We start from the raw sequence: 21,136 nt of genomic DNA on the forward strand, positions 1-21,136 counted from the left end.
TATCCTTGACCGGTTTTGATTTGGATCGCAGACATGAAACGATGGCATTGCCTTTGGGGCGTCTGGCTGGCGCTGTGCTGGCTTCTGCCGGCGGCCTTGGCCGCGGCGGCGCCGGCCTACGGCCCCTTGTTCACCTTCAGCAAGCAGGGCCGCACCCATTATCTGTACGGCACCATGCATGTGGGCCGGCCCGGCTCCGACGCGCCGGACTGGGGCTTGAAACAGGCGCTGAGCGCCAGCGACGCGCTGGTGCTGGAATTGGACCCGACGGCGGAGGCTGCGGTGGCCGAGGTGACGGCGCTGGCCGGCGCCGCCGCGCCCAGGCAGTGGCGGCAGCTGGACGCCGCCAGCCGGGACTCCTTGCTGAGTCAGTTGGATCAGATGGGCGTGGCGCGCGAGCAGGCGCGCGGCCTGGCGCCCAGCCTGTGGCTGATGCAGCTGGCGCTGCGGGAATACCAGCGCATGGGGCAGCAGGCGCAGCACAGCCGCGAAGCGATGTTGCTGGAGATGGCGCGCGCGGCCAGGCGGCCGGTGCTGGCCCTGGAAACGGCCGGCCAGCAGAGCCGTTTATTGTTTGAGATGCCGGCGCCGGCGCTGCGCGAATGGGTGCGTCAGAGCGCCGAATGGCAGGGTGCGGAGGAGGCGGATCGTTATTACCGGGATTTGATTTCAGCTTGGGAGCGCGGCGATCTGGACGCCTTGCAGGCCTTGGTGGCGCTGCCCGGCTATCCGCGGCTCAGCGCCTGGACCCAGCATGAAATGCTGGACCGCCGCAATCTGGCGATGGCGCGCCGCATAGACGACTGGGCGGCTTCAAAGCGGCTGTTCGTGGCGGTGGGCGCGCTGCATCTGGCCGGCCCCCAGGGCTTGGTGCGCCAGCTGCGGCAGCGCGGCTACCAGCTGAGGCCGGCGCCGCGCGCGCCGTGAGCGGGCTTTAGCTCGCGTCCTTGAGGTTCTTGGGTCCGAAAGCGCCCGGCAGCAGCACTTTCAGCGTGGTGTCTATCTGATCCTCGCCGTCGCAGATGGCGCGCACGCGCATGGACGGGCCGAATTCGTTCAGCACCTGGCGGCAGGCGCCGCAGGGCGGCGTAGGCGTGGCGGTGGGGGTGTAAATGCAGACCGCCAGGACATCCTGGATGCCGTGGTTGGCGCGCGCGGCGTAGATCGCGGTGCGCTCGGCGCAATTGGTCAGGCCGTAGGAGGCGTTTTCCACATTGCAGCCAATGTGGATCTTGCCGGCGCCGTCCAGAATGGCGGCGCCGACGGCGAACTTGCTGTAAGGGACATAAGCCTGGCGAGCCGCCAGGCGGGCGGCCATTTCCAACTCGGCCCATTGCTCGTTGTTGGGTGTGTTGCCGGTCATATTGCCTCCGTTGCGGTTGGCGTGGCATGTTGCGCCGCGCGCGGCCGGGCTGTCAATATCCCGCCGCGGCGCGCGCGTCCGGCTTCAGTACAGCAGAGGCGTCCGCTCCGGCGCAAGCCGCGCCGACTGGTCATTGGCGCAGGTGGTCCCGGCAATGCCGCGCCATCGCGTCGGCCAGCGCCTGCGACAAGGCCGACTCCACCCGCCAGTGGTGCCAATACAGCGGAATGTCCAGATGCTGCTGCGGAAACAGGTCGATCAGCCGGCCGGAGGCGATGTCATCTTCCAGCATCAGTTCGGGCAGCAGGCTGTAGGCCAGGCCCTGGCGGGTGATTTCGACGAAGCCCTGCGGCGTGGGCACCGTCAGATAGGGGAAGCCGCCGTGATAGGACACGGTGTGCAGCAGAAATTCGCGATGCACGTCGTCCTTGCGGCTGTACAGAATGGTGGGCGCGGCGGCCAGCGCCGTTTCGGTGACGCCGTCCGGAAAGTAGCGGCGGGCGAAATCGTGGGTGGCGACGCATAGATAGCGCATATGGCCCAGGAACAGACTGTCGCCGCCCTGGATAGGCTGCGGCCGGGTGCTGACGCAGCCGACCACGTGGCCGGCGCGCATCAACTCATGGGTGTAATCCTGATCGTCCACCATGATGTCCAGCAGCACCGGCTGGCTGTCCAGCACCGGCTGCACCGCCTGCAAGAACCAGGTGGCCAGGCTGTCGGCGTTGACGGCGATGGCGAGGGTGGTGAACTCCGGCCGCGGCCCGCTGGGCAGCAGGGTGTTCATCAGCTGGTTTTCCATCAGGCTGATCTGGCGGAAGTATTGCAGCAGCTGGCGGCCGGCCTCGGTGGGTTCGGCCGGGATGGTGCGGGTCAGCACCGGCTGGCCCAGTTGTTCTTCCAGCTGGCGGATGCGTTGAGAAATGGCGGACTGAGTCAGGAACAGCTTTTTGGCCGCCTTGTCGAAGCCTCCGGTTTCGGCGACGGCCGATAAGGTTTCCAGTTGTTTCGGATCAAGCATGTTTTTACGTCCTTGCCGTGATAATTCCACGGTGTTTCTTGCCTTATCGCCGCCACCTATGGCATGTTGTGCTGCTTCGTCCGAACACGGACGGTGCAAAGGTTTGCCTGCACGCGGTGGCGGCATAAAAATAATTAGAGCGGCTGGCGGCGACGGTTCTGATCGGCTGGCGCCGGCGGCTCATGGCCAATGACAGGCATGTTGAAGATGCAAGCAGATAATAAGGCACTATTGGATGGCATGTGCCGTTTTATCGGAGTTCGGGCGGATCATATGGCGACGCTCAGCGCCCATGCTCCGTTGTTGTTGTCGCGCAAGGAGGCCTTGGGCAAGGAGTTCTACTGGTATGCGATGAAATGCCCGGACACGCTGGCGCTGCTGAGCGAGCGCCTGCCGGGCGGCATCGATTCGCTGGTGGACGCCTTATTGCAGTATTGCGAGCGGATGCTGACCCGCCCGGTCAACGGACGCGCCGCCCGGCGCGTGGTGGAGCAAGGGCGTTTGATGCGCCAGCTGGGCGTGGGCCTGATGTGGGTGGTGGGCGCTTACGAGCGCTGCCAGGCGCATTTCCTGGCGCGCTTGACCGAGGCCGGGCTGGCCCTGGACGAGCTTGCCGCGCTGTCGCGGCTCTTGCGCAAGCGCATTCTGCTGGACCAGATGCTGCAACTGCACGGCCACCAGCAGTCCTTGCAGGAGGCGGTGGACAGCAAGCACCGCCATTTGCAGACCATGTCCGGCCTGTACGCCACTCTCAGCGGGGTCAGCATGGCCCTGGTGCGCTGCTCTGAGCGCCGCGAACTGTTCCAGGCGATTTGCGACGTCTGCGTCCGCGAGGGCGATTTCTCCCATGCCTGGGTGGGCCTCTTGGACGCCGACTCCCAGTGCGTGCGCCCGGCGGCGATGGCCGGCGTCCACGCCGAAGCCTTCATTCCCCGGCTGCAAGTCTCCGCGCTGTCCGAAAGCCTGCATGGCCGCGGCCCCAGCGGCCGGGCCATCCGCGGCCTGGCGGTCCAGGTGGTCAACGACTGCGGCGAAGACCCGTCGATGCAGCCGTGGATGCGGGTGCTCAACGCCAGGAATGTGCGCAGCGCGCTGGTGGCGCCGCTGACGCTGCGCGAGCAGGTGATCGGCACCTTGTCGCTTTACTCCGGCCAGCCGGGGTTTTTCGACGACACCAAGGTGGCGCTGGTGGACACCATGGCGCGGGAGATCAGCCGCGCGCTGGAGCGCCAGGACGCGCTGGAGCGCAGCCATCGCGCCGAATCCGAATTGGCCTTCCTGTCCTTCCACGATCCGCTGACCGGCCTGCCCAACCGGCACCTGATGAAGGAACACATCAACAAGCAGCTGCAGATCCGCCGCGCTAACGCGCGGCTGGCGGTGCTGGTGCTGTCCATCGAGGGCTTTCACGAAATCAACGCCCGCCTGGGCCACGAAGGCGGGGACGCGGTGCTGTGCGAGGTGGCCAACCGGCTGCGGCGCTGCATCTATCCCTATGGCTACGTCGGCCGGGTGGGCGCTTCGCGCTTTGTCGCCTGCAGCGACCGTCACGAGCAGCTGGACCAATTGGTGGACAGCCTGATGGGCAGTCTGCAGCAGCCGGTGGACTGCATGGGGGTGGTGATCCACACCCGTTGCAGCATGGGCATCGTGGTGGAGCCGGTGAACGGGCGCAGCGACGCCGCGGCGCTGCTGCGGCGCGGCGAGCTGGCGCTGAGCCGGGCCAAGGAAGCCGGCGGCGGCCACTGCCGTTACTACCATGTGACCATGGACGAAGAAATCCAGCACATGCACGCGGTGCGCAACGCCTTCGCCGTGGCCATCGCCCGCGATGAACTGGCGCTGTTCTACCAGCCCAAGATCAATCTGCGCGACAACCGCATCGAGGGCGTGGAAGCGCTGGTGCGCTGGCGCCGGGACGGCCGGCTGGAAATGCCGGGCGCCTTCTTCCCGGCGATAGAAAACACCGATCTGATGCGGGAGCTGGACTGGTGGGTGCTGCGCGAGGCCTTGCGCCAGTCCGGCGAATGGCTGGCGGACGGCCGCCATATTCCGGTCAGCGTCAATCTGTCCGCCATCACCTTGAAACACGAGGGCTTCGTGCCCGGCATCCAGGCCTTGTTGCAGGCCTACCCCTTGCCGGCCGGTTATCTGGAGCTGGAGGTGCTGGAGAGCGTGACCCAGCAGGAGGCGGAGCAGATCACCGCCAAGCTGGAGCATTGCCGCGACCTGGGCCTGTCCATCGCCTTGGACGATTTCGGCACCGGCGCGTCTTCGCTGGTGCATTTGCAGCAGCTGCCCTTCGACACCATCAAGATCGATCAGCGCTTTGTCCGGCTGTTGCTGGATACGCCGGGCAACGAGGCCATCATCCGCAGCATGGTGTCCTTCGCCCATTACACCGGCCGCAAGCTGGTGGTGGAGGGCGTGGAGAGCCGGGCGATCTGGGACCGTCTGCTGGAGATAGGCTGCCTGGACGGGCAGGGCTACGAGATTTCGCCTCCGGTGGACCCCAAGCACTTGCCGGCGTGGATCGCGGATTGGGAGCGGCGGGTAAGTATTAATTCAGCTTATATATAATAATTTTTATTAGTTTTACTTTGATGCGTCGCTCCCTTAGTCTGTGTCCAAACTTTCCGGGAGCGGTACGTGTTCAACTTCAGCGTTTATCTGTCTGCCCTTGGGCTATCCATCGGGCAGATCGTCGGCATTGGGCCGCAGAATGCCTTCGTGCTGCGGCAGGGCATAGGCCGCAGCCACATCCTGCCCATCATCGCCATCTGCATCGTCGCCGACGTGTTTCTGATCGCCTGCGGGGTGATGGGGGTGGGCAAGCTGCTCAACGCCATTCCCGGCTTCATCGTCACCGTGACCTGGCTGGGCGCGGGCTTCATCCTGTGGCTGGGCTACAAGGCCTTCCGTTCCGCGCTGACGCCGGGCGCGATGTCGCTGGCCGGCGGCGTGGAGCGGGACCGCAAGCGCGCCATCCGCACCGTGCTGGCGGTGACCCTGCTCAATCCCTATACCTGGCTGGATACCGTGGTGTTGATCGGCGGCGTGTCCGCCATCTACGGCGAGAGCGCCGCGCCGTCCTTCCTCTTGGGCAGCCTCAGCGCCTCGGTGCTGTGGTTCGGCGGCATCGGCTGCTTCGCCGGCAAGCTGGCCCCCTTGTTCCAGCGGCCGCAAAGCTGGCGGGTGCTGGATTGCGTGATCGGTCTGGTGATGTTGTTCACCGCCTTCATGTTGTTGCGCAATTACGGTTTTGAAGGAATGGCCTGAGCGGCTGAGACGGCGTTTGACGCACGGTTTTTTGAAAGTGACGGCTTGCTTTTGGGCAACCCGTCACTTTTTCATATGCGGTTTGTCGTGACAAGGTAATTTTTCACTGCGTAAATATTCATTTGGAATTGCAAAATAACTTTGTAAATACCAAATCATTTACCATAACTAAATCTCCGTTGTGAACAACATAAGGAGAGTTAGTCATGAAAGCTTTGATTCAAGCCAGTCTGATGGCGGTTTCCGTGTTGGGCGGTCTGTCTTCCCCGGTGGTGGCAGCCCCGGTGAACAACAGTTATATCCAGTCCAGCGCCAATGAGATCCGCGGCTTCCTCGGCGGCTACGCGCGGCCGACGGTCTACGTCAACCAGTATGCCTGCCGCGAGCCTCAACTCAGCGCGATGGCGTGCGGTCCTTACACCATCAGCGTGGGCACCGGCTTCCTGCAGCAGCAGGAAAACAGCTATGGCAACTATGTGGCCAAGTTCATCCTGGCGCACGAATGGGGCCATTCCATCCAGTTCACCCATAACATCTACCGTCAGGCGCCGATGCAGGAGCTGCAGGCCGACTGCGTGGGCGGCACTTTCGCCAAGTACGCCGAAACCAATCTGCGTTATCCGAGCTTCATCGAGAACGCGGTGGCTTCGGCGCGCAACGCCGCCGATTACGGCGAGCACGGCACGCCGTCGCAGCGCGATTACTATTCGCGCTACGGCCACGCCAACGGCCTCAACGCTTGCCTGAACTCGATCTGATCGATAATGGGCAAGCGAGCGTGGGGGCTGGCCGGCGGGCTGGCCTTGCTGGGCTTGGCCTGGCTCAGCCTGCCTGAGCCGGTCCGCGCGCGGCTGGGTCTGAGCGAGCCGGCGCCGGAGGCTCCTGCGGCCTTTGTCGCCGCTCAGTCGGGGACTGCCGCGCCGGCCAAGGGCGCCGGTCCGGCGCGGGCTTACCAGGGCCTGAGCTTCGCGGTGGGCGACGGCCCGCCGCCGGCCGCGGCCCCGGCGGAGCCCTTGCCGGAGAGCAAGGCCGAACGCCAGCGCAAGCAGGCCTTGCGCCAGCTGGGCTATGCCATCGACGAGCGCTTCTACCGGATGTCCCTGGCCGACTTGCGCAAGCTGGCCGCCGCCGGCAATGTCCAGGCCCTGACCCATCTGGCCGAACGCTATTTGTTCGAGCTGGACGGCAAGCCGCAGCGGCCCGGCTTCGAGCCGGAGATGCGTTACCGCGAGGAGGCGCGCGCCGCCTTGCAGCAAGCGTATCGGCTGGGCAACCGGCATGCGGCGGCGATGATCTCCGAGAGCTATCTGCTGGAGAGGCAGCCCTTGGAGGCCGCGGCCTGGAATCTGGTGGCGCGGCGAGCCGGGGACGCGCTGAGCGCGGACTGGTTTCTGACCACCAAGGACTACCGGCAGTTGAACGCCGGGCAGAAAGCCGCGGCGGCGGAGCGGGCCGAGCAGATCTGGCGCGAACTGCATCCGGGCGCGGTTCAGTCCAAGGGCTAGCGGTCGCAAAAAACCGGCGACATCCGCAAGGGTGTCGCCGGTTTTCTCCTTAGAGCCTGTTCAAAGTCTCGCGAGCAATGGCGAGACAAGGCGAAAACAAGCGAAAAAGCGGAATGTACTCGTGGTACATGAGCATTTTGAGGATGTTTTCAACGCCGTATCGCCGAAGCACAGCAGACTATGAACAGGTTCCTAGCCGAAGCTTGGCGTTATCCACGCCCTTGTCCAACAATTCCGCTGGAGCGCAGCGGACTTTGACACGTTTTTACTGCGCGTCGGCGGCCAGACCGGCCACCAGGTCCTCGCGGGTGATCAGGAAGACGAAGCCGTCGCCGCTTTCGGTTTCCATCCACATGAAGGGCAGGGTGGGGAAGCATTCTTCCAGCATGTCGCGGTTGTGGCCGATTTCCACCAGCAGCACGCCCTTGTCGTTCAGGAAGTCCGGCGCGCGGCGCAGGATTTCGCGGGTGGCGTCCAGGCCGTCTTCGCCGGAGCCCAGCGCCAGTTCCGGTTCGTGCAGGTATTCCGGCGGCAAGGCGTCCACCGATTCGGCGTCGACATAGGGCGGGTTGGAGATGATCAGATCGTACTTGTCCTCGATGCCCTCGAACATATCGGTGTGGATCAGCTGCACGCGCTCGTCCAGGCCGTAGTTCTGCACATTGATGGCCGCCACTTCCAGCGCGTCCAGCGAAATGTCCACCGCGTCGATTTCCGCGTCCGGGTAGTGGTGAGCCAATTGAATCGCCAGGCAGCCGGAGCCGGTGCACAGATCCAGCGCGCGTTGGACCAACTCCGGGTGTTCGATCCACGGCTGCAGCGGCTCGCCCAGCAGTTCGTAGATGAAGGATCGCGGCACCAGCACGCGTTCGTCCACGTAGAAGTTGAAATCGCCCTGCCAGGCTTCGTGGGTCAGATAGGCCACCGGCACGCGCTGTTCGGCGCGGCGCTCGATCATGTCGATCACGTCCTTGACCTCGGTGGGCAGCAGTTTGGCGTCCAGGAAGGGCTCGAGCTGGTCCACCGGCAGCTTGAGCGCGGACAGCGTCAGATAGGCGGCTTCGTCGTAGGCGTTCTGGGTGCCGTGGCCGTAGAACAGGCCGGCGTCGTTGAAGCGGGATACGGCGAAACGCAGCAGGTCGCGCAAGGTGTTGAAGCTGGATGCAGCCTGGGCGTACATGGTTTTCCTTTCAATACAACAGGGACATGGCGGCGGCCATGTCCCCGGCGGTGTGGGTTCGCGCTCGCGCGGAGCGTGGTCAATGTGGCTGGGCCGTCGGCGTCAGAACGGCAGCTTGGCGTCGGTGGCGGTGCCCAGCACGCGGCGGAAGTCGCCCTTGATGCGTTCCAGCGCCGCGTCGTTGTCGGCCTCGAAGCGCAGCACGATGACCGGCGTGGTGTTGGAGGCGCGCGCCAGGCCGAAACCGTCCTTGTATTCCACGCGCAGGCCGTCCAGGGTGTTGACCTCTTCGGCACCGTCGAAGCGGGCGGAAGCCTGCAGCTTGGCGATCAAGGCGTGGTTTTCGCCTTCCTTGGCCATTTTCAGATTCAATTCCGGCGTGGACACCGCATTGGGCAGCGCGTTGAGCAGTTCGCTCGGGTCGTCCACGCGGGACAGCACTTCCAGCAGACGGGCGCCGGCGTACATGCCGTCGTCGAAGCCGTACCAGCGCTCCTTGAAGAAGACGTGGCCGCTCATCTCGCCGGCCAGCAGCGCGCCGGTTTCCTTGATCTTGGCCTTGATGAAGCTGTGACCGGTGCGCGCCATCACCGGCACGCCGCCGTTCTGTTTGATCCAGGGCTTGAGCAGACGGGTGGATTTCACGTCGTAGATGATCTTGGCCTTGGGGTTGCGCTCCAGCACGTCGGCGGCGAACAGCATCAGCTGGCGGTCCGGCCAGATGATGGCGCCGTCCTTGGTCACCACGCCCAGGCGGTCGCCGTCGCCGTCGAAGGCCAGGCCGATTTCGGCGTCGGTCTTCTGCAGCGCGTCGATCACGTCCTGCAGGTTTTCCGGCTTGGCCGGATCCGGGTGGTGATTGGGGAAATTGCCGTCCACGTCGCAGAACAACTCGCGCACGCGGCAGCCCAGGCGGCGGAACAGCACCGGGGCGAAAGCGCCGGGCACGCCGTTGCCGCAGTCCACCACGATGTTGAGCGGGCGCTCCAGCTTGATGTCGGAGGTGATGCGATCCAGATAGGCTTCCGCGATGTCGTGGGTGCCGTAGCCGCCTTCGCCGCTGGCGAGATCGCCGTCGACGATGCGCTGGTACAGCTTCTGGATGTCGTCGCCGGCCAGGGTGTTGCCGGCCAGCATCATCTTGAAGCCGTTGTAGTCCGGCGGATTGTGGCTGCCGGTGACCATGACGCCGGACACCGAACCCAGCTCGTGAGCGGCGAAGTACAGCATGGGGGTGGCGACGCGGCCGACGTCGATCACGTCGACGCCGGCGGCCTGGATGCCTTCGGCCAGCGCCTGGCACAGATCCGGGCCGGACAGGCGGCCGTCGCGGCCGACCACAACGGTTTTCACTTTGCGGGCCTTGGCTTCGGACCCGACGGCCTGGCCGATCTGGCGGGCGACTTCATTGGTCAGAGTCTTGCCGACGATGCCGCGGATGTCATAGGCCTTGAAGATGTCTTTGGACAGTTTGCTCATGGCGTTCTTATGCAATCGAAATGAAAGAGGCGCGCGGAGCGGCGGCGCTCCGCGTCGGAAATTAGGGGCTCAGGCGGCCAGCGCGGCGCTCAGGCTGATCAATTGGTCCAGCTTGGCGCGCGCCTGTCCGGAGTCGAGCGCTTCGCGCGCCATGGTAACACCGTCGGCCAGGGTAGGGGAAACGCCGGCCGTGTAGATGGCGGCGGCGGCGTTGAGGCAGACGATGTCGCGCGCCGGGCCGGCTTGGCCGTCAAGCACCGACAGCAGAATGTCGCGCGAGGCGGCGGCGGTGTCCGCGCGCAATTGCTTGAGTTCGGCGAAGTCCAGGCCCAGCTCGCGCGGGTCCAGCTCGTACTCTTCGATTTGCCCGTTCTTTAGTTCAGCCACCATGCTGGGGCCGGACAGGGTCAGCTCGTCCAGGCCGTCCAGGCCGTGCACGATCAGCGCGTGGCGGCTGCCCAGCTGTTTCAGCACCCGCGCCTGGATGCCCACCAGGTCCGGGTGGAACACGCCCATCAACTGGTTTTCGGCGTCGGCCGGATTGGTCAGCGGCCCGAGGATGTTGAAGATGGTGCGGGCGCCCAGCTCCTTGCGGATGGGGGCCACGTGGCGCATCGCGGTGTGGTGGTTGGGGGCGAACATGAAGCCGATGCCGATTTCGTCGACGCAACGGCCCACTTGCTCGGCGTTCAAACTCAGCTTGACGCCCAGCGACTCCAGCACGTCGGCGCTGCCGGAGCTGGACGACACCGAGCGGCCGCCGTGCTTGGCCACGCGGGCGCCGGCCGCCGCGGCGACGAAGGCGGAGGTGGTGGAGATGTTGAAGGTATGCGATTTGTCGCCGCCGGTGCCGCAGGTGTCCACCAGGTGGTCGCGTTGGCTGATGGGCACCGGGGTGGCGAACTCGCGCATCACCGTGGCGGCGGCGGCGATTTCCAGCACCGACTCCACCTTGACGCGCAGGCCGATCAGGATGGCCGCGGTTTGCGCCGGCGTCAGTTCGCCGCGCATGATCTGGCGCATCAAGTCCAGCATTTCGTCATAGAACAGCTCGTTGCCGTCGATCAGACGGTTCAGCGCGGCCTGCGGGGTAATCATCGGGGGAGTCCTTTTGCTTGCGTGGGCGGCGTCGCGCGAAGGCTCGCCGTCCGGTGATTCAATTGCCGGCGTGCGCCGCCAGTTGGGAGAGGCGCTGCTCGATCAGATCGACGCGGCAGGCGGTCCGCGCCTGATCCGCGCCGTTGCCGCTGGCGTAGCTGCTGGCCACCCAGCGGCACTGCTTGTCCAGATAGGTCTTGAAGGCGCGGCCGGATTGGCTGAGCGCCAGCCGGGCACGGTAGCGGTTGCCGGTGATCTGGTCCAGTTCGCGCATCGCCGCGGCGGCCTGGTTCTCGCCGCGGCTCAGCTCGGCCTCGGCCTTGCTCAAGCGCTGTTGCAGACAGACGGACACGGCCGGGCTTTGCGCCTCGGCCCGCATGCAGTCGTCCAGCGCGCCGGCGCCGCAGACGGCCGGCAGCGCCAGGGCGGCCAGCATCAACATCCTCTTCATCAGGCGAACTCTTTCAGGAAGTTGTCCAGCATCGTGTGGCCGTGATCGGTGAGGATGGATTCCGGGTGGAACTGCACGCCTTCGATCGGCAGCGTCTTGTGGCGCACGCCCATGATTTCGCCGTCGTCGGTCCAGGCGGTGACGTCCAGGCAGTCCGGCAGCGTCTCGCGCTCGATCACCAGCGAGTGATAGCGGGTGCAGGTCACGGGATTGGGCAGGCCGCGGAACATGCCGACATCGCGGTGTTTGACCGGCGACACCTTGCCGTGCATCAGTTGTTTGGCGTGGACGATGCGGCCGCCGAAAGCCTGGCCTATGCCCTGATGGCCCAGGCACACGCCCATGATGGGCAGTTTGCCGGCGAAGTGCCGGATGGCCGACACCGATACGCCGGCTTCGTTGGGCGTGCAGGGGCCGGGGGAGATCACCAGGTATTTGGGCTGCAGCGCTTCGATTTGCTGCAAGTCGATTTCGTCGTTGCGGAACACCTTGACCTCCTGGCCCAGTTCGCCGAAGTACTGGACCAGGTTGTAGGTGAAGGAGTCGTAGTTGTCGATCATCAATAGCATGTTTGGCTTAAACCTTTGATTTCACTGGCCTTAAAGGGTTTGCCAGCTATTTGATGCCTCCGGCGGCGTCCGCGCGTTTGAGCGCGTGCCGAACGGGGAGGCGGTTGGAGCATGAGAATCAATATACCGGATCGGGCAAAAGTGCGCAGCTAGCTTGGCGGCCTGCCTATTCGGCGATCGGGTCAAGGTCCGCCGCCGCGGCCTGGCCGCGCTCCGCCCGCGCCAGATCGACGACGGCCTGGATCGCGGCCCTGGCCTGCGGGCTGTTGTGCCAGCAGCTGGAGCCCATCATGTCGGCGATCTGGCGGGTCAGCAAGGCCGGGTCCTGGTCCGCCAGTTGCGGCAAGGAAGAAAAGCCGATTTGCTCCAGCCTTGAAACCACGGTGGCGCCCACGCCTTTCAAAGCCACCATCTTGTCTTTTTCATTTGCGCTGAAACCCATGCGGCCTCCCGGTCTTGATTGCGGTCCGCCTCACAGGATACACGCGCAGCGCGGTTTGAATGAGAGGCGGCGGAGATGTTTCGCGCCGAGGCCGCTCTTAGAACGTGTTTACGATCTCGCGAGCTAGAGCGAGACAAGGCGAAAACGGCTGAGAAAGCGAAATGTACAAGGGGTAGATGAGCATTTCGAAGCGGTACTCGCCGTGTCACGTTTTACGACGCGCAGCGGATCGTAAACAGGTTCTTATTCCCAACTCATCGCCCAGGCGTACAGCGCAATCATCATCATGACTTCCATCATCAGGCTGCCCAGTATGAAGAGCAGGGGCATGAACAGCAGCGAGCCGTAATGCAGCACCAAGGCGGCGGCGAAATAATGCAGCGGCGCTTCCAGCAACAGGTAGGCGAGGGACGCACCGCTCAGGGCAAGCTTGTGCCAGAGCGGCTTTTCCAGCACGTGAAAGGTCAGCGCGTGCACCCAGGGCATCAAGAACAGCAAGGTCAGCACAAAGGTCAGGCAGGAGCTGTGATATTCGGGAAGCGAGTGGCTGAAGGCCGCCGGCAAGAAGGCGAAGTACACGCAGGCGCAAGCCTGGATGATGACGAATAAGCGCAACAGATAGCGCAGCGGCATGTTTTCCGGGCTGATCAAGAACGACAGCAACAGCAGCAGCAAGCCGGCAAGCCCATTGCTCCACCATTGCCAGAACGAGGGCACCGAGGCCGGCAGATCCAGCCACGGCAGCCATAAACCCGGTATCCGCCCGTCCAGTATCTCCAGGCGGGAGAGCTGGGCGGGCACGCCGGTCGCCGCGATGCTCCACTCCGTAACCGCCTGCCAAAAGGCGAGCGTCTGCGGCAGGAAGGCGAGCAGCAAGAGATTGAACAGCAGCGGCAAGCCGAGGATTTCCAGCCAGCGCAGACGCCGGAACGGCTCGGTGCGCATGGCCCGGTGCAGGGAGATGCGCTCGCCGCCGTGACCGGTGTGGCGGACCGCCTTGAAGTGTTGCAGACGTTCTTGAAGGCTCATGGCAGGTTCCAGAACACGGCGGTGGTGATGCCGGAGCGGTCGTAATAAGGGCTGTGGTAGCGCTCGACCCCGACATGGATGCCCCAATGCCGGCCTATCCATTCCCTCCAGCTCAGTTGATAGAGCTGGCTGTCGAAGCTTTGCTTGGGCTGGTCGACGCCGATGGGCATATAGCCCTCGCCGCCGGCGTTGACGGCCAGGGTGATCAGGCGCCAGCGGTCGCGTCCATAGGTCACCGCGCCGTAAGCCTGCATCGAACTCACGCTGCCGGGATTGCTCAGCGTGCGGTGCACGCCGCCTTCCACCACCCAGGGCGAGTCGAAGTAATAAGCCATGCCCAGGGTCAGAATGCGGTCGCTATAGCCTTGGCGGTTGTCGTTGTAGGCCAGGCCGAAGGAGCTGACCAGATTGCGGCCGGGCAGCCATTTGCGGTTGAGGGCGGCGCCGTAATGGGTGCCGGGCCAGAAGGTGCCGCTGCTGCTGCGCCCCAATTCCAGCCGGCTGTACCAGTCCGGGTTGATGTCGTGGTTCCAGCCCGCGTTCAAGGCGATGCCGTGTTCGCCGAAACGGCTGTCCTGCTCCGCGATCCAGTCGAAGACGTTGCCGGCGTCGGTTTGCCATACCCCGGACAGATAGACGCCGTTCCAGGCGGGATTGTTTGCGGTGAGGCTGGAATGCTGTCCGCCGACTTCGATGCTGCGCGCCCAGGAGTACGGCTCCGGCGTTGATGCTTCCGTCTCGACATCGGCGGCGGTCGGCGAGGCTTCGGCCGCCTCCGGGGCGGCGGCCTCGTCGGCGCGGGCTTGGCCGGCAAGGCAGCAGGCCAATAGGCAGAGGTGGGCGAGTGGTTTACTGAGCATGGCGGGTCTCCGTCGTGTCGCTCGTTGTTTGCAGATAGTCAAAGCGCAGGTCCTGCCCCGATTGGGCGCTGACGCGCCAGGCGTCCGGCAGCGCTTCTATCTCCGCTTTGCCGGAGCGCAGCACCGGTCTTGCCGAGCTTTTGGGCAGCAGCCAGCTTTGCCGCGCCAGGCTGCCTGGGTTGTGCGCGCTCACGCTGACCCAGGACGCGTCCCGGCCTTCCGCCGGCGCGACTTGCCATTGAGTCAGTTCGCGCTGGGACAGGAAGCGGGACAGCTGGGTCATCGTGTACCAGTGAAAGACGCCCTGGTCGCGCAGCGCCCGGGTTTGAGCCAGCCATTGCTTGACCGTCTGCTGATAGAAGTAGACGCCCGGCGGGTGGAAATAGACCAGGCGCGCCACTCGCTGTTGCACGGCGAAGCGGGTCATGTCCTGCAGCCAAAGCGTCATTTGCTCGCTGGGCAGCTTATTGCGTACCGCTTCTTCGAAGGAGGCGATGCCGCCGTTGGCCGATACCGGGAAGGCCCAGGGCCGGCCATGCATGTCGGCGGGGTCGATATAGGTCCGGGTGGGGCCCATGGACAGATCGCCCACATAGTAATAAGCCAGCACCCCGTGTTGGCGCAGCCAGGCGGTCACCCAGTCCGGATGGTGGCCGTTGGGCGCCGAATACTCGGTGAGCGCTTGCTGGGTGAGGTTTTCCAGGTCTTGCTTGTTGTTGGCGAGATAGGACGCCCACTGCTTGCCGTTGTGCTCGTTGATGTTGAAGGCGAAGTAGTTGTGCATCCAGCCGCCGTGCGCGCCGATGTCGTAACCCAGCGCCCGCAAGCGGCGAACCCAGTCCTGGGCTTGCGCGTTATGGGCAAGGTCCATGCCCCGGCGGTCGCCGGGCTGATTGGTGTCCGGACCGGTGGTGAAATGGACGGAATAGGGGCCTTGCTCGAGAAAGCCCAGTTTTTTCAGCAGGTCCAGATAGGGGATGGCGTTGGCGTCGTCCACGTGCCAGTTCATCACCAGGCCGCCGACGCCGTCCGGCACCGAGGCGAGCTGAGGCAGATGCAGCACCCGCGTATTGAAAAAGTTCAGATAGGACTGCAGCCACAGGCCGTCGGTGCGTATCTTGAGAAAAGTGACCGGCAGGTTGACGAACAAGACTTTGCCGCGGCCGTAATCCCGCAGGCCGGCAATCAAGGTGCCGTCCGGGCCTTCGGCCAGCACCCGTCCCTGGAAAGAACCGCGGGTCGCCAGATAACTGAAGGCGGCCTGGTCGTAGCCGTAGGTCGAGGCCTGCAGCAAGGAGGGCTTGCCGCCGGCATAGGGCTGGAAGCGGCCGGGGGTGATGCCGAGTTCGGCCACCGCGGACGGCGACATCAGCATCAGGTCCCTGCGCACCATCTGCTTGCCCAGTTCCCGGTACAGCAGATAATCCACGCCCACCATGCGAGCGAGCGTCGGCTTGTCCAGAAAACGGCCGCCGGCGTTTTCGCTGGCGGCGTCGTAATTGATCCATAAGGCGCCGCCCGCCTGCACGTATTCCTCCAGCACCCCGGCCAGCGCCGCGTCGACATGGCGGTGAATGGTGTCCGGCAAGATGATGCCGCGGATGCGGGCGCGTTGTTCCGGCTCCATGTCCACCAATTGGCTGGCGGTGATCTGCATCATCGCCACGCCGCCTTCGTTGGCCGCGTCCTGCCAGGCCAGCGCGTATTTGTTGCTGGCCGGCTTGTCGGGCAGCAATAGGGCGATGAAGGCCCTGGGCGGCGGCGTCCGGCTTGCGCTCAGCTTGTGCCAGATCGCGCTTGCCGCCAGTAATAGTCCAAGCAATAGGATGATGAACACCCAAAGAGGACATGATCGAATCTTGTTCATTCTTCCTGCCTTTGTTCTTGCTCCGCCGCTGTCGCCAGGCGGTGCGTCAATCCTTGAAAAACCGCTTCCTCCAGCACGTTCCAGCGCGGCGTTCCGCGCGCCGGCGCCGCCTGACGAAGCCAGGCGCGCGCCGCGTCCTCGCGGCCGCCTCTCAGCGCGGCCAGGGCCAGCACGCCCCAGGGAAAGTCCAGATGAGCCTTGTCCTGGACAAGCCAGGGCCGGCCTTCGCCGCGCAGCCAGGCGTCGAAGGAGGCTTGACCGGGCATCGCCGGCAAATCCGCCATGTCGGGGAAGAGTTGCGCGGCGGCTTCCGGGTAGAAGGCGATGGGAGGGATGTCGCGGCTGGCGACGCGCCAACGCCGGGTTTTCGCCTCCCAAAAGGTCTTGGGCAGCGCCGCGGCCAGCTGGCGCATCCTCCGGCAGCTGGCGCCGGCGTTGACGCAGTCGTCGCGCAGCGCCGCGTAGACCTCGACGTTGTCCATCAGGTAAGCCAGCTTGGCGCCGGCTGTGTAGTCGTAAACGCCGCTGCGCGCTTGCCTCAGCCGCCACAACGCGCGCCGGGCGCGCGCCAGCGAGGCCTGCAGGGCCGGCGGCATTTCTTGTCGCCGGTAGCGCCGGTTCAGCAAGGAAATCCACATGGCCAGCGTGGAGTCGTCGGCGTCGGCGTCGGCCGCCCGACGCCAAACGCCGTCGGCCTGGCGTTCGAAACGGGGAAAACTGCCGTTGCTTTCCTGTCTGGGCGCCAGCCACGCCGTCCAGGCGTCCGCGGCGGAGGCGATGGACAGGCCCAGTTCGTCGGCCGTCAGCAAGGCTTTCATCGCGAAATAAGGGTCGACATGGCGACCATGCGCTTGCAGCAGGATGGCACCGTCCTCGTCTTGATAGCCGGGCCAGCTGAGCAGGCCGGCTGCGGCCTGTCCCGCCCCGCAGCACAAGGCCAGCAGCAGATAGAGACGCTTCATCATCCGCGCACCTTGCCGCGGACGCGGGCCCAGATGGTGCCGTGCGCGCGCAGAGGCGGCGTCAGCAAGACCCGGCGCGAAGAAACGGTGTTGGGCGCGTCCGGCGCGCCCAGCGCGGAATGAGCGCCGATGGCGACGAGCCGGTCCGCCACGACCGGGCCCAGCAGCTGGCAGTGTTCCCGGCAGATGATGGAGTGGTCGGATACGACGGCGCCGGTCACGACCACCCCGCGGGCCAGGCGCACCGGCCCGCTGGCCTTGACGCTGCCTTCTATCCGGCAGCCGGCGCCGATGCGCAAGCCGCCGCGCACCACCAGATGGCCGCGCAACAAGCTGTTTGCCGGCAACTGGAAATCGCCGTCCACCACCGCGCGGCGCATTTCCGCGTTAAAGGGATGGGTCGCGGGCAAGCCGCCGATGTCCACCTCCCTGAGCGGCCCGGCCGCGGCCTGCTGCGGCGGCGCGTCTCCCAGGCGTATGCTTGCGGCTTGGATGCGTTGGAACAGGATGGGGCCAGCAATGTCCAGCGTCTCCTCCGCCACGGCCCGTCCGAACAGCTGGCTGTCCGGTTCGATGCGGACGTTCCGGGCGCCGGCCCAGCGCAGGATGGAGCTGCCTTGCCCCAGGCTCAGCTCACCGTCGGCCAGGACGCTGCGCAGGATCGCGCCCGGGCCGGTGGCGATGTCGTCATCGCAATGGATTTCCTTCAGAAAGCTGAAGTGGGCGGGGATGCGCAACGCGCCCGCGGCCAAGACTTCTTCGTCCACGACGGGGCGGGGTGTTTGTCCGAGGGCTTCCAGGCGGGCGTTCCAGTCTTGCCGCCATTCGCCCGAGTCCAGCGAGTCCAGCCGCTGCCGATAGTTGCGGGCGAAGACGTTGGCTGTGCCGATATGCAGCCGGTTGATGCCCAGCGCGGAGGTGTCGGTCTTGCGCAGCAATTCCAGCAGGCCGGGCAAGAGCGGCAGGGCGACCAGCGGCGCGACGCCCAAGATATAGATCAAGGCCATCATCCCGGCTGCCTCCGATAACGCTTGGTTTTGTCCCAATGCAGCGTTCTGTTTTTCTTGAAGGGTTCGATCAGCGACTGCTGCAGCGTGGCGCGGGAAATGGTGACCAGGCTGACGAGAAAACCCAGAATGGCGAAAGGCAAAATGCGCAGCCTTTTGCCGTTGCCGTCCAGATAACAGGCGACGCCGATCTCGAAGAAGGCGGCGAAATTGCCCATCGCGCTGTAGCAGACCAGGGCCAGGATCAGCAGCACGCCGGGAGACGGCAACATGCTGTCGAAAAAGAACAGCAGCAAGGTAATGGCCCAGCCCAGCAGCAAGAGCGGGGACATGGCGTAAGTGCCCAGCAGCAAGAGCCCGTCCAGTTTTTCCCGCTTTTGCACCCCGCGGGTGCTCAGCAGGCGGCCGACGTGCCGCGCCAGCGCCTGATTGTGGCCGCGCGTCCAGCGCATCAATTGCCGGATGCGCACCGGCCAGCTTTCCGGCACCTCCTCGTAACACTCGGAGCGATTGGTGTAGACCGTGAGCCAGCCGCCGATCAGCAGCCGGTAGGTCAGATCGGTGTCTTCGGCCAGCACGTCGTCGTGCCAGCCGCCCACGCTGTTGAGCGCGGCGACGCGGATGCCGCCGACCGTGCCGCCGTACTGCGGCACCAGTTTCATATTCATCCTGGCCTGCTGGTCCACCTGATAGCCGCCGGCGCGCTCCATGTCCAGCATGCGGGTCAGCAGATTGGCGCCCGGATTCAAGGGCACCACGCGGCCCATCACCGCGCCGACCTCGGGATCGAAAAACGGCGCGATCAATTGCTTGAGCAAGCCGCGGCTTGGCAGGTAATCGGCGTCGAAGACGATGAACAGCTCGGTGTCGATCAAGGCCGTCGCGTCCTTCAGCGCCGCGGCCTTGCCGGGCTTGCCCTGGCTGCGGTGGAAGGGCCTGATCACGTCCGGCCTGCGCGCCGCGATGCGGTCTATGATGGCGCGGGTGCCGTCCGTCGAGCGGTCGTTGACCGGCATGATGATCATTTGCCCCGGCGGGTAGTCGGATTCGAGCAAGGCCTCCATCGCATCGGCGATCACGGCCTCCTCGTTGTGCGCCGCGATGAAGACCGTGACTTTGGGCCAATGCGCCGTCTCAATGTCCAGATAAGGATGACGCTGATGGCCGAACAGCCGGTTCAAGGTGAAGGCCATATGCCGCGCCGCGTACACCATGATCAGGAGCACCACGCCGTACAGCACCATGTTCAGCGCGCGCAAGGGCCAGATGAAGGGTTGGGCGCTGGCGCGCAGCAGCAGAGGGTCGTCCTCCTGGCTGACCGTGCGGCGGCGCGCTTCTTCGATCTGATCCAGGATCAGCTGCTGGGTATGGCGCAGGTCGACGTTGTCCGACGCCCCCTTGATGCTGACGGAGGGACGGACGGCGGCGGGGAGCGCGTCCGGGTCCATGGGCAGCGCCTCCATGGCGGCCCGGCTTTCCGACGACGCGGCCGCGCCGCGCCGGGAAGCGTGATGGCCGGCGGCGGCCGGCTCCTTGGCGGACCAGACCGGCGAACAGAAAATCAGCAGGATCAGCCAGAGCAGGGCTCGCGGTGCCATTCCTATCTCCCCGGCGCGGAGGCGAGAGCGCTGGCGGCCTGCCGCGGGCGCGGCAAGGCGGAGAGAATGGCGGCGATGCGTCTGCCGGCGCTGCCGTCGCCATAGGGGTTGTGGGCTTGAGACATGCGCTGGTAAGCGGCCTGGTCGTCCAGCAAGGCGCTGGCGTGGCGGACGATAAGATCCGTTTCGGTGCCCACCAGCTTGGCGGTGCCGGCCGCGAGCGCTTCAGGCCTTTCCGTGGTGTCCCGGGTGACCAGAACCGGTTTGCCCAGCGCCGGCGCCTCTTCCTGTATGCCGCCGGAGTCGGTGATGATCAGGTGGCAACGGGCCATCAGGTAGACGAAGGGCAGGTATTGCAGCGGCTCGATCAGGTGAATGTTGCGCACCCGGGACAGCAGCGCGTACACCGGTTGGCGAACATTGGGATTCAAATGCACCGGGTAGACGATGTCCACGTCCGGATAACGTTCCGCCAATTGGACCAGCGCGCGGCAGAAGCTTTCGAACTTCTCGCCGAACTTCTCCCGGCGGTGGCCGGTGACCAGCACCACTCTCGCCTCCGGCCGCAGATAGGAGAAGGCGGCGGCGACGACGGCCTTGAGCTCCGGCTGCTGCTCCAATTTCTTCACCGTCAGCAGCAGGGTGTCGACGACGCTGTTGCCGGTGATGAAGATCCGCTCGGGGTCGACCTTTTCATTGCGCAGATTGAGACAAGACTCCTCTGTCGGGGCGAAATGCCAGGACGCCAGAATATCGGTGACGCGGCGGTTCATCTCCTCCGGCCAGGGGGAGTACAAGTCCCCGGTCCGCAAGCCCGCTTCCACGTGTCCAATCGGAATCCTGCGGTAAAACGCCGCCAGGCTGGCGCCCAGCGTGGTGGCGGTGTCGCCGTGCACCAGCACGACGTCGGGCTGGACTTCCTCCAGCACCTTGTCGACGGTTTCCACCAGTCTGGCGGTCAAAGACGCCAAGCCCTGAGCCTGTTGCATCAGCTTCAGGTCGAAGTCCGGCTTGATCTCGAAAAAATCCAAGACCTGATCCAGCATCTCGCGGTGCTGGCCGGTCACGCACACTTTTGACGCCACGCCCGGGCAGTCTTGCAGCGCGTGGATCACGGGCACCATCTTGATGGCCTCCGGACGGGTGCCAAAGATTGTCAGTACAGTAAACATATTGTCTCCATTGCAGCGATTCCAGGGCCTTGATACGGCTGACTTTGTTTGTTTTGTTAAAACTACTGTTTTTGTTTGTTTAAATTAAGCTAGCACAGATCTCGCTAGAAACAAAGTTAAATATTTGTTTAAATCAAGTGGTTTAATATTGAGCGAGTCAGTCGCCTGTTCGCCAGCGGGCCGAGGCCGTAGCGGATTGGGCGGATCCGCAGGCGTCGATCGCAGGATTCCGCCGGAATGCACCTGACCGAAGC

General features: G+C 64.8%; 20 protein-coding genes. 5 read left to right on the plus strand and 15 right to left on the minus strand.

The genetic code is table 11. The features are described from left to right. Positions 1–33: 33 nt before the first annotated feature. The gene (locus QUG03_RS19140) at positions 34–927 is read left to right on the plus strand and encodes a TraB/GumN family protein (protein ID WP_107798903.1); all 894 of its coding nucleotides are present in this window, start codon (positions 34–36) and stop codon (positions 925–927) included. A gap of 7 nt (positions 928–934) precedes the next feature. On the opposite strand, the gene QUG03_RS19145 is transcribed toward QUG03_RS19140, so the two are convergent. After that, on the minus strand, positions 935–1,363 hold the full coding sequence (locus QUG03_RS19145; RefSeq protein ID WP_107798904.1) for a cytidine deaminase: 429 nt from the start codon (positions 1,361–1,363) through the stop codon (positions 935–937). A gap of 130 nt (positions 1,364–1,493) precedes the next feature. Continuing rightward, a complete protein-coding gene (locus QUG03_RS19150; protein ID WP_486637261.1) occupies positions 1,494–2,384 on the minus strand; it encodes a LysR family transcriptional regulator ArgP in 891 nt (296 codons plus the stop codon). A 207-nt stretch (positions 2,385–2,591) separates the two neighbouring features. On the opposite strand from QUG03_RS19150, the gene QUG03_RS19155 reads away from it, so the two are divergent. The 4 genes from QUG03_RS19155 to QUG03_RS19170 all read left to right on the plus strand — a co-directional run bounded on the left by QUG03_RS19155 (position 2,592) and on the right by QUG03_RS19170 (position 7,168). After that, positions 2,592–4,964, plus strand: coding sequence for an EAL domain-containing protein (locus tag QUG03_RS19155; RefSeq protein WP_158274256.1), 2,373 nt, complete (start codon positions 2,592–2,594; stop codon positions 4,962–4,964). A gap of 69 nt (positions 4,965–5,033) precedes the next feature. Then, a complete protein-coding gene (locus QUG03_RS19160) occupies positions 5,034–5,663 on the plus strand; it encodes a LysE/ArgO family amino acid transporter (protein ID WP_500820684.1) in 630 nt (209 codons plus the stop codon). A gap of 206 nt (positions 5,664–5,869) precedes the next feature. Next, the gene (locus QUG03_RS19165) at positions 5,870–6,421 is read left to right on the plus strand and encodes a neutral zinc metallopeptidase (protein WP_227103273.1); all 552 of its coding nucleotides are present in this window, start codon (positions 5,870–5,872) and stop codon (positions 6,419–6,421) included. Between the two features lie 6 nt (positions 6,422–6,427). Further along, a complete protein-coding gene (locus QUG03_RS19170; RefSeq protein ID WP_253313656.1) occupies positions 6,428–7,168 on the plus strand; it encodes a hypothetical protein in 741 nt (246 codons plus the stop codon). A 265-nt stretch (positions 7,169–7,433) separates the two neighbouring features. Here the strand turns inward: QUG03_RS19170 and prmB are convergent, their stop codons facing one another. The 13 genes from prmB to wecB all read right to left on the minus strand — a co-directional run bounded on the left by prmB (position 7,434) and on the right by wecB (position 20,882). Next, entirely contained in the window at positions 7,434–8,348 is a 915-nt protein-coding gene (gene prmB / locus QUG03_RS19175; protein ID WP_107798910.1) for a 50S ribosomal protein L3 N(5)-glutamine methyltransferase, read from the minus strand. A gap of 102 nt (positions 8,349–8,450) precedes the next feature. Continuing rightward, positions 8,451–9,827 carry a phosphomannomutase/phosphoglucomutase gene (locus tag QUG03_RS19180; RefSeq protein ID WP_488905571.1) on the minus strand — a complete coding sequence of 459 codons (1,377 nt, stop codon included), beginning with the start codon at positions 9,825–9,827 and terminating at the stop codon, positions 8,451–8,453. Between the two features lie 69 nt (positions 9,828–9,896). Continuing rightward, positions 9,897–10,925 carry an anthranilate phosphoribosyltransferase gene (trpD, locus tag QUG03_RS19185; protein ID WP_107798912.1) on the minus strand — a complete coding sequence of 343 codons (1,029 nt, stop codon included), beginning with the start codon at positions 10,923–10,925 and terminating at the stop codon, positions 9,897–9,899. Between the two features lie 58 nt (positions 10,926–10,983). Continuing rightward, positions 10,984–11,376 carry a lysozyme inhibitor LprI family protein gene (locus tag QUG03_RS19190; RefSeq protein ID WP_227103268.1) on the minus strand — a complete coding sequence of 131 codons (393 nt, stop codon included), beginning with the start codon at positions 11,374–11,376 and terminating at the stop codon, positions 10,984–10,986. After that, positions 11,376–11,945, minus strand: a complete 570-nt coding sequence (locus tag QUG03_RS19195; RefSeq protein ID WP_500820685.1) for an aminodeoxychorismate/anthranilate synthase component II — start codon at positions 11,943–11,945, stop codon at positions 11,376–11,378. Before QUG03_RS19195 ends, QUG03_RS19190 begins: the two co-directional genes overlap by 1 nt. A 166-nt stretch (positions 11,946–12,111) precedes the next feature. Then, entirely contained in the window at positions 12,112–12,387 is a 276-nt protein-coding gene (locus QUG03_RS19200; RefSeq protein WP_500820687.1) for a recombinase RecA, read from the minus strand. Positions 12,388–12,630: 243 nt separating this feature from the next. Continuing rightward, positions 12,631–13,416 carry a hypothetical protein gene (locus QUG03_RS19205; RefSeq protein ID WP_107798918.1) on the minus strand — a complete coding sequence of 262 codons (786 nt, stop codon included), beginning with the start codon at positions 13,414–13,416 and terminating at the stop codon, positions 12,631–12,633. After that, complete coding sequence (locus tag QUG03_RS19210) at positions 13,413–14,276, minus strand: YaiO family outer membrane beta-barrel protein (RefSeq protein ID WP_500820688.1); 864 nt, start codon at positions 14,274–14,276, stop codon at positions 13,413–13,415. Before QUG03_RS19210 ends, QUG03_RS19205 begins: the two co-directional genes overlap by 4 nt. After that, positions 14,266–16,143: a polysaccharide deacetylase family protein gene (locus QUG03_RS19215; protein ID WP_500820690.1), complete on the minus strand. Its 1,878-nt coding sequence runs from the start codon at positions 16,141–16,143 to the stop codon at positions 14,266–14,268. The genes QUG03_RS19210 and QUG03_RS19215 overlap by 11 nt, the downstream gene beginning before the upstream one ends. Continuing rightward, positions 16,140–17,108 carry a hypothetical protein gene (locus QUG03_RS19220; protein WP_500820691.1) on the minus strand — a complete coding sequence of 323 codons (969 nt, stop codon included), beginning with the start codon at positions 17,106–17,108 and terminating at the stop codon, positions 16,140–16,142. Before QUG03_RS19220 ends, QUG03_RS19215 begins: the two co-directional genes overlap by 4 nt. Next, positions 17,105–18,115 (minus strand): hypothetical protein, encoded by a 1,011-nt coding sequence (locus tag QUG03_RS19225; protein ID WP_500820692.1) that lies wholly within the window; start codon positions 18,113–18,115, stop codon positions 17,105–17,107. Before QUG03_RS19225 ends, QUG03_RS19220 begins: the two co-directional genes overlap by 4 nt. Next, the gene (locus tag QUG03_RS19230; protein ID WP_500820693.1) at positions 18,112–19,710 is read right to left on the minus strand and encodes a glycosyltransferase family 2 protein; all 1,599 of its coding nucleotides are present in this window, start codon (positions 19,708–19,710) and stop codon (positions 18,112–18,114) included. Before QUG03_RS19230 ends, QUG03_RS19225 begins: the two co-directional genes overlap by 4 nt. 2 nt (positions 19,711–19,712) lie before the next feature. Next, a complete protein-coding gene (gene wecB / locus QUG03_RS19235; protein ID WP_500820694.1) occupies positions 19,713–20,882 on the minus strand; it encodes a non-hydrolyzing UDP-N-acetylglucosamine 2-epimerase in 1,170 nt (389 codons plus the stop codon). Between the last annotated feature and the right edge of the window lie 254 nt (positions 20,883–21,136).

The organism is Chromobacterium sp. CCUG 30098, from assembly GCF_059916605.1.